This window comes from Pseudoalteromonas distincta, from assembly GCF_000814675.1.
GTDB lineage: Bacteria > Pseudomonadota > Gammaproteobacteria > Enterobacterales > Alteromonadaceae > Pseudoalteromonas > Pseudoalteromonas distincta.
On the sequence record NZ_JWIG01000020.1, the window covers coordinates 24274 to 31613 of the forward strand.

Genomic DNA, 7340 nt, shown 5'->3' on the forward strand with positions numbered 1-7340 from the left:
CATCCGATCGGTTAAAGTTAAAACATCCTATACAGGTCGCGATCCTGGCATAGGTGCCATTGCGAGCGCGAGATATTATAGAGTAAGTAACGTAAAGTCAATCATAATTACGTTCGCAGTATAGAGGCTACTTATGGTCCATAAAGAGATCATGTAGAGCGATCTGATAGGATCATCATAAATAAGAAGTTTTCCACAGCCCCTGTATAAAAAGTGAATAAAAGCGGGGGAAAAGAAAATTGGATCGTAAATTTGGTTCGCGATCTTGGTGTTATTTTGTTATGATCTCCTCTTCGGATCTAAAATAAAAACTGTTTTAAATCAGGTTGTTAATGATTTTATACATCGATATCAACAATTTTATAAAAATCAATCTTTTACTTGTGGATAAAGTGCCTTCATAATACGCGGTCTTGGGTCGCTTATTGGACCATTTGAACGCAATAAATGTATGATTTATAATCATTAATGATGTGCGGGAATAAAAATTATATCTCTGGGAGTTTAACTGTGTATCTGTCGGTTTGGCAAAGTTGTTTATATGTATTGCAAGATGAGCTGCCTTCGCAGCAATTCAGTATGTGGGTAAGACCACTACAAGCAGAAAGTACCGAAGATACCTTGACGATTTATGCACCTAATCGCTTTGTGCTTGATTGGGTAAGAGAAAAGTACCTAAATAGAATTAACGAATTATTAGTAGAAATTTGTGGTGTTGAAGCACCAAAACTACGTTTTGATGTAGGTAGTAAGCCTTTATTAAATGCTCAAGCTGCACCGGTTATAGAAACGCAATCAGCACCACAAGCTTCTACAAAACAACAGCCTCGTGAGCAAAAGCCTGTTGTTGAACCTGCACCTAAGTCAGGTTACAAATCTAACATTAAAGAAAATTATACCTTTGACAGCTTTGTTGAGGGTAAATCAAACCAATTAGCAAAAGCAGCGGCTACTCAAGTTGCCGATAATCCTGGCTCTGCTTTTAACCCTGTATTTATTTACGGTGGTACTGGTTTAGGTAAAACTCACTTATTACATGCAGTAGGTAACGGCATTATGGCAAACAAGCCAGATGCTAAAATTGTTTACATGCATTCAGAACGCTTTGTTCAAGATATGGTAAAGGCACTGCAAAATAATGCGATAGAAGAATTTAAGCGTTATTACCGCAGTGTTGACGCATTAATGATTGATGATATTCAATTTTTTGCTAATAAAGAGCGTTCACAAGAAGAGTTTTTTCATACCTTTAATGCATTGCTTGAAGGCAACCAACAAATTATTTTAACCTCTGACCGTTATCCAAAAGAGATTGAAGGGGTCGAAGACCGTCTTAAATCACGTTTTGGTTGGGGATTAACAATCGCGATTGAGCCACCAGAGCTTGAAACTCGCGTTGCTATTTTGATGAAAAAAGCACAGCAAAGTAAGATTAACTTACCACATGAAGTTGCCTTTTTTATCGCCAAAAAATTACGTTCAAATGTACGTGAACTAGAAGGCGCACTTAACCGTGTAATTGCTAATGCTAATTTTACAGGTCGTCCAATTTCGATTGATTTTGTAAAAGAAGCACTACGCGATTTACTTGCCTTGCAAGATAAGCTGGTTACGATAGATAATATTCAGCGCACCGTTGCTGAGTACTACCGAATTCGAGTGTCAGATCTATTGTCTAAGCGCCGCAGCCGCTCTATAGCAAGGCCACGCCAAGTTGCCATGGCATTATCTAAAGAATTAACTAATCACAGCTTACCTGAGATTGGTGACGCATTTGGTGGACGCGATCATACGACCGTATTACACGCATGTCGTAAGATAAAATCACTACGTGACGAAAGCCACGAAATTAAAGAAGATTACCAAAACTTAATAAGAACATTGTCATCTTAGGGCTGACTTTATTATGCAAATAACAATATCAAGACAACAATTTTTAAAGCCATTGGTGCAAGTGTCGGGTGCAATAGAGCGCAAACACACGCTACCAATCTTATCTAACGTTTTGTTAGTGGTAGAAAACGGACAACTTTCAATGACGGGTACTGACCTTGAAATTGAATTAGTTTCTGGCGTATTTGTAGGTGATGATATTGCCGATACAAAACTAACGTTACCCGCTAAAAAGTTACTCGATATTTGTAAAAGTCTACCTGATGGTTCAGACATTACTTTAAGCTTGCAAGAGCACCAATTACTTTTAACCAGTGGTAAAAGCCGTTTTTCATTAACGACTTTATCTGCTGATGATTTTCCTAATTTAGAGCAGTGGGATGGTGAGGTTGAATTTCAACTAACTCGTTTAGAGCTTCGTAAGTTACTTGAAAGCACGCATTTTTCGATGGCAAATCAAGACGTACGTTATTACTTAAACGGTATGTCGTTTGAAGTAGATAATACAGACATAAAAACAGTAGCAACAGATGGTCACCGTTTAGCTATTGCACAAAAGCAATTAACGCAATCGCTTAATACTCAACGTCAATTAATTATACCTCGCAAAGGTGTGCAAGAAATTATGCGCCTTATGGTAGCTGACGACGAATTGGTTACAATTCAGTTTGGTGCTAACCATATTCGTATCATTGATATTGAGTTTACATTTACAAGTAAGCTAGTTGATGGACGCTTTCCTGATTACCGTCGTGTATTACCACGTGGTGGTGACAAAGTAATTACAGCTAACCGAGAATGGTTACGAAATGCGTTTCAACGAGTGTCTATTTTATCGAATGAAAAATTTCGTGGTGTACGCTTAAACCTATCAAACGGTTTATTAAAAATTACTGCCAATAACCCAGAGCAAGAACAAGCTGAAGAAGTTGTGGAAGTAAGTTACGAAGGCGCGGACCTAGAAATAGGATTCAACGTGTCTTACGTATTAGATGTACTAAACACATTAAAAACAGAAGACGTACTATTTACATTAGCCGACTCAAACAGCAGTGCATTAATTGAAGGTGCAGGCGATGAAGAAGCAATGTACGTTGTTATGCCTATGCGTTTATAAGACTATAAATACATAATGAGCTTAAGTCATTTGAGCCTCAAATATTTTCGTAATATTGAGGCGCTGACGCTAGAACCAGTCAACGGCGTTAATATAATTTATGGTGAAAATGGCAGCGGAAAAACCAGCCTTTTAGAGGCTATATATTACCTTTCTCATGGCAAATCTTTTCGTACTCCAAAACACAAAAGTATTATTGCGCACCAGCAAGAGCAATTTGTAATTCACGGGCGTAAAACAATACACGATTTATCAATTCCAATTGGTATTAGTAAAACGCAAACGGGTGAGACCAATTTAAAAATTCAAGGTAAGGCGAGCCGTAAGATATCAGAACTCGCTCAATTTATGCCTGTACAAATTATTACACCAGAGAGTTATTCTTTGTTTTTTGGTGGACCTAAAGAGCGCAGAAAGTTTTTAGATTTAGGTTTGTTCCACGTGGAACATGAGTTCTTTTTTTTGTGGCAATCATTTAATAAAGTACTTAAACAACGTAATGCATTATTAAAAACTAAGCCCAAGAATTATTTTGACCAAATTAAGTTTTGGGACAAAGAATTTGTTAGACTGGCTGAAGAAATAAATAAATTAAGATTGGCGTATATAAGTAGGTTTAAGCAGCAATTTTTTGATAAAATGTGTGCAGAATTGACGCTTGTACGTGATTTAGAAATGACCTTTAGCGCAGGCTGGAAAGAGACTGAATCTCTTGCAGATGCGTTAGAGCAAAACTTTGAGCGAGATGCTCGCCAAGGGTTTACAAGTAAAGGCCCTCATAAGGCCGATTTTAGTTTTAGTGTCGCTGGCAACAGTGTGGAGAATACATTCTCACGCGGTCAATTGAAGCTATTATTGTATGCGTTGAAAGTTACGCAAAATAGCTTAATTGAGTCAGAGACAGATAAGCAATCTATATTGCTAATAGATGATCTACCTTCAGAATTAGGCGAAGATACAAAAGAGAAAGTGGGACAATTACTTGCTCACTGCAGTTCTCAAATTTTTATCTCTTCAATTTTATCTGAAAGTATTTCTGCTGTGGTGGAACCCATGCAACGAGAACTACAAATGTTCCACGTGAAACATGGCAACCTAATAACAAGATAAGTGGGATTAACCATGTCTGAGAATTATGACTCGTCGAGTATTAAAGTACTTAAAGGATTAGACGCAGTAAGAAAGCGTCCTGGAATGTATATTGGGGACACCGATGATGGCACAGGCTTACACCACATGGTGTTTGAGGTCGTTGATAACTCGATCGATGAAGCCTTAGCAGGTCATTGTGATGATATTTATGTAACGATTCACTTAGACGGTTCTGTCTCAGTTCGAGATAACGGTCGTGGTATCCCAACTTCTATCCATGAAGAAGAAGGCGTATCTGCAGCCGAAGTTATTATGACGGTACTTCATGCCGGTGGTAAGTTTGATGATAACTCTTATAAAGTATCAGGTGGCTTACATGGTGTTGGTGTTTCTGTTGTAAATGCACTTTCAGAAAAACTAAAACTGACTGTTCGTCGTGAAGGTAAGCTTCATGAGCAGTTTTATACTATGGGTGTTCCAGATGCACCTTTAGCTGTAATTGGTGACTCAGAAACAACTGGTACAGAATTACGTTTTTGGCCAAGCGCTGAAACATTCACAAATTTAGATTTTCATTACGACATTTTAGCTAAGCGTTTACGCGAGCTTTCATTCCTAAACTCAGGTGTGAGCATCATCTTAAATGATGAGCGTGAAGAAAATAAATCTGACCACTTTAAATATGAAGGCGGTATTCAAGCTTTCGTCGAATACTTAAACCGTAATAAAACACCTATACATAAAGGTGTGTTCCATTTTACTCACGAACGTGAAGAAGATGGTATTAGTGTTGAAGTATCAATGCAGTGGAATGATGCATACCAAGAAAACATTTACTGTTTCACAAATAATATTCCACAACGTGATGGTGGTACTCACTTAGCCGGTTTTAGATCAGCGCTAACACGTACACTTAATAACTACATGGAAAAAGAAGGCTTTAACAAAAAAGCTAAAACAACCAGCAATGCTACCGGTGATGATGCCCGAGAAGGCTTAACGGCTGTTGTTAGTGTTAAAGTTCCTGATCCTAAGTTCTCATCGCAAACTAAAGACAAGCTAGTATCAAGTGAAGTTAAATCTGCGGTTGAACAAGCAATGGCTGAAAAATTCACTGAGTTTTTATTAGAAAACCCAACTGATGCCAAAATTGTTGTAGGTAAGATTATTGATGCCTCACGAGCACGTGAAGCGGCGCGTAAAGCCCGTGAAATGACACGACGTAAAGGTGCAATGGACTTAGCAGGCTTACCTGGTAAGCTAGCTGATTGCCAAGAAAAAGACCCAGCCCAATCTGAACTATATATAGTGGAAGGGGACTCTGCTGGCGGATCAGCCAAGCAGGGACGTAACCGTAAAAACCAAGCTATTCTTCCGCTTAAAGGTAAAATATTAAACGTAGAAAAAGCACGTTTTGATAAAATGTTATCTTCGCAAGAAGTAGCAACACTAATTACTGCATTAGGGTGTGGTATTGGTCGTGACGAATATAACCCTGAGAAATTACGTTATCACCGTATCATCATCATGACCGATGCGGACGTGGATGGTTCTCACATTCGTACGTTACTACTAACATTCTTCTATCGTCAAATGCCTGAAATTGTAGAACGCGGTTATATTTATATTGCTCAACCACCACTTTATAAAGTGAAAAAAGGTAAGCAAGAGCGTTATATTAAAGATGATCCTGCATTAGTAGAATACTTAACGTCGCTTGCACTTAATAATGCTGCTTTATATCCAAGTGCAGATGCTTCTGCGCTAGAAGGTGAAGCGCTTGAGAAAGTCGTTCACGATTACCAAAATACAGTTAAAGTTATTGAGCGTTTAAAGCGTAAATATCCTAACACGGTAATGGAGCGCTTAATCTACCAAACAGAGTTGAAAACTGATGACCTTTCTGACGAAGCTAAAGTAATTGCTTGGACAAAAGAGTTAGTTGATGACTTGATTGCACGTGATGAAGATGCAACTATTTTCCATGCAGGCACAGAGTTTGACGCTGAGCGTAATATGTATTACCCGGTTGTGAATATTCGTCAGCACGGTGTTGATAAAGCACATGTACTTCATTATGACTTTATTGCATCACGTGACTACCAACGCATTGCTGTGACTGGTACTAACATTGCAAACATCCTAAAAGAAGGTGCTTATATTCAACGTGGTGAGAAAACAAAACCTGTTGATAACTTTGTGGATGCTTTGGAATGGTTGATCACAGAATCTAAGCGCGGGATCTACATTCAACGCTATAAAGGACTGGGTGAAATGAACCCAAGCCAGCTTTGGGAAACAACAATGGATCCTAGTGCTCGTCGTATGTTACAAGTAACGATTGAAGATGCTGTTGGCGCGGATCAATTATTTGCCACCTTAATGGGTGATCAAGTAGAGCCTCGTAGAGAGTTTATCGAAACTAACGCTCTACGCGTAGTTAATCTAGACGTGTAAAAATATTACTTACACCGAAAAAGGAGCCTAATGGCTAATGCTGATCAGTTAAGAAAATGACCGGTTGACCGATCCAAACGATCATGCAAAATCCGTAGTTAGGAAACTAACTACGGATTTTTTGTGAATATAGAACAAGCACTGCAAGCAACACTTGAAGAAAGCAGCCGATACCATACCTTTGAAAAATTATCAGAAATTCTTGACCCTGAAATCATTGAACAAGGTTTTCAACAAGCAGGGATTGCAACCGTTCGTAAGCGAAGATTACCGCTTGAAGCCGTTTTGTGGTCAGTTATTGGCATGGCATTGTTTCGAAAAGAATCAGTTTGGAATATCGCTAATAAGCTAGATATCATGTTACCTGGCAAGAACCAACTCGTTGCTCCAAGTGCGATGGTACAGGCGAGACAAAGGTTAGGTGATGATTCCGTTAAACACGTTTTCAATAAATCTGCTCAATCAATGTATAAGCAACAGTCATTCGAAACATGGAATGGTTTGAACCTATTAGCTGTTGACGGTGTTGTGTGGCGAACAGCCGACACGCCTGATAATCGTAAAGCCTTCTCTTCAGGTAGCAACCAATACGGTGATACAGCCTTTCCTCAAATACGCATGGTCTGTCATATGGAATTGACCAGCCATCAACTTCTCAGTAGCGAGTTTGATAACTATAAAACCAACGAGATGAAATTAGCTGAGCGTTTAATTGAACGTACACCAGATAATTCACTGACTATGTTTGATAAAGGATATTATTCTTTAGGCCTGTTAAACC

General features: G+C 38.7%; 5 protein-coding genes. All 5 read left to right on the top strand.

Features of this window, described 5'->3' with window-relative positions; genetic code table 11:
- Positions 1 to 510 precede the first annotated feature (510 nt).
- Positions 511 to 1893 carry a chromosomal replication initiator protein DnaA gene (dnaA, locus tag QT16_RS12375; protein ID WP_004335207.1) on the top strand — a complete coding sequence of 461 codons (1383 nt, stop codon included), beginning with the start codon at positions 511 to 513 and terminating at the stop codon, positions 1891 to 1893.
- A gap of 13 nt (positions 1894 to 1906) precedes the next feature.
- The gene (gene dnaN, locus QT16_RS12380) at positions 1907 to 3010 is read left to right on the top strand and encodes a DNA polymerase III subunit beta (RefSeq protein WP_004335206.1); all 1104 of its coding nucleotides are present in this window, start codon (positions 1907 to 1909) and stop codon (positions 3008 to 3010) included.
- A 15-nt stretch (positions 3011 to 3025) separates the two neighbouring features.
- Positions 3026 to 4120: a DNA replication/repair protein RecF gene (gene recF / locus QT16_RS12385; protein ID WP_039488571.1), complete on the top strand. Its 1095-nt coding sequence runs from the start codon at positions 3026 to 3028 to the stop codon at positions 4118 to 4120.
- Between the two features lie 12 nt (positions 4121 to 4132).
- Positions 4133 to 6559: a DNA topoisomerase (ATP-hydrolyzing) subunit B gene (gyrB, locus tag QT16_RS12390; protein WP_024597183.1), complete on the top strand. Its 2427-nt coding sequence runs from the start codon at positions 4133 to 4135 to the stop codon at positions 6557 to 6559.
- A 129-nt stretch (positions 6560 to 6688) separates the two neighbouring features.
- The coding region (locus QT16_RS12395) for an IS4 family transposase (RefSeq protein WP_238719420.1) at positions 6689 to 7340 on the top strand (652 nt) is incomplete at its 3' end.